This is a genomic window from Embleya sp. NPDC001921 (assembly GCF_053594475.1).
Genome location: NZ_JBSFEO010000157.1, coordinates 1 through 1,713, shown reverse-complemented (window position 1 = coordinate 1,713; position 1,713 = coordinate 1). Strand labels below are relative to the sequence as shown.

Annotated in this window: 1 protein-coding gene; it reads left to right on the top strand. The window is 72.6% G+C overall.

The features are described 5' to 3' along the window. Positions 1-458: 458 nt before the first annotated feature. Positions 459-1,454: an NAD-dependent epimerase/dehydratase family protein gene (locus ACWCPW_RS51955; protein WP_449768681.1), complete on the top strand. Its 996-nt coding sequence runs from the start codon at positions 459-461 to the stop codon at positions 1,452-1,454. Positions 1,455-1,713: the final 259 nt, after the last annotated feature.

The following is a 1,713-nucleotide window of genomic DNA, read 5'->3' as shown; positions in this document are numbered from 1 at the left end:
TCGAAGGTGGCGGGGGCGGGGGTGGATCGGCGTACCTGTGTCGCGGCCGTTGGGAGCGGACGTGTGCCGGGGCGCGGGGGTGAGCAGGTCTGGTCGGCGGAATCGCGGGGGCTTGGGCCGACAAACCAGGGTCGCAGGGATGACGGGGCGAGTGGGCGGGGGCGCGGGGTGGCGGGCCGAGGAGCTGTGTCGCCGGCTTGGACGGCCGAGCCATCGGGGGTGCGAGCGCGGCGAGTTGAAGGTGGTGGGGTCGCGGGGGTGGCGGATCGGGGCGCCCGTGTCGCTGCCGCGGGCAGGTGGTGGGCCCGGGGCGTGGGGTGGGGAGTGGTGGATCCGCAGGGTGGGGCGGGGTGCCGGAGGGAGTGTGCGTCGTGGGGTGGGTGGGTCCGTCTTACGAACGGGTGACGTTGGTGTGGTTTGGGGTTTTCGGGGGTGCCTGCGTGTCTAGCGTTGGCGGTATGCGAATCCTGGTTACCGGCGGCGCCGGGTTCATCGGAGCACACGTGGTCGAGTGTCTGGCCGAGTCGGGGCATGACGTGCGGGTGCTCGATGTGGTGGAGGTCGAGGGCGTGGACGCGGTGCGGGGGGACGTGCGCGATCCGGCGGTGGTCGATCGGGCGTTGGTGGGCGTGGACGCGGTGTGCCATCAGGCTGCCAAGGTCGGATTGGGGCTGGACCTGAACGACGCGCCGGACTATGTCGGTTGCAACGACCTGGGCACCGCGGTGTTGCTCGCCGCGATGGCGCGGGCGGGGATCGGTCGCCTGGTGTTGGCGAGTTCGATGGTGGTCTACGGCGAGGGCCTGGGTCATTGCGTCGAGCACGGCGAGGTGATGCCGGGCCCGCGGCCGGTCGAGGATCTGATGGCCGGCCGCTTCGAGCCGCCGTGCCCGACCTGCGGGCGCGCGGTCACTCCCGGCCGGATCTGCGAGGAGGCCGCGCCCGACCCGCGCAACGTGTACGCCGCGACCAAGCTCGCCCAGGAGCACCTGGCCGGCGCCTGGGCCCGGGCCACCGGCGGCGTCGCCACCGCGCTGCGTTACCACAACGTCTACGGCCCGAGGATGCCGCTGGACACCCCGTACGCCGGCGTCGCCGCGATCTTCCGCTCCATGCTGCGCGCCGGTATGCCGCCGAGGGTGTACGAAGACGGCGGCCAACGCCGCGACTTCGTACACGTCCGCGACGTCGCCACCGCCAACCTGGCCGCCCTGGAGCGCTCCGGTCACGGCCTGCGCGCCTACAACGTGGCCACGGGCGTCCCCCACACGGTGGGCGAGATGGCCGCCGCACTCTCCAGGGCCCACGCCGGCCCCACCCCGATCACCACCGCCGAATACCGCCTCGGCGACGTCCGCCACATCACCGCCTCCGCGGCCCGTCTGGAATCCGAACTCGGCTGGCGAGCCGAAACCGACTTCGCCACCGGAATGGCGGAGTTCGCCACAGCATGACCCCCAGAACCACCCCAGTAGTCCTCATGACCCGAGCTCACCCCCCACCCCTCGGCGCGTCATCCCTTGACCCTGGTTTGTCGGCCCAAGCCCCCGCGATTCCGCCGACCCGACCTGCTCACCCCCGCGCCCCGGCACACGTCCGCTCCCAACGGCCGCGACACAGGTACGCCGATCCACCCCCGCCCCCGCCACCTTCAACTTGCCGCGCTCGCCCCCCAATGGGTCGGCCGTCCAAGCCGGCGACACAGCTCCTCGG

Excerpts from the sequence above, each read along its gene's own strand:
- ACWCPW_RS51955 (WP_449768681.1), top strand. The coding sequence starts at position 459 with ATGCGAATCCTGGTTACCGGCGGCGCCGGGTTCATCGGAGCACACGTG.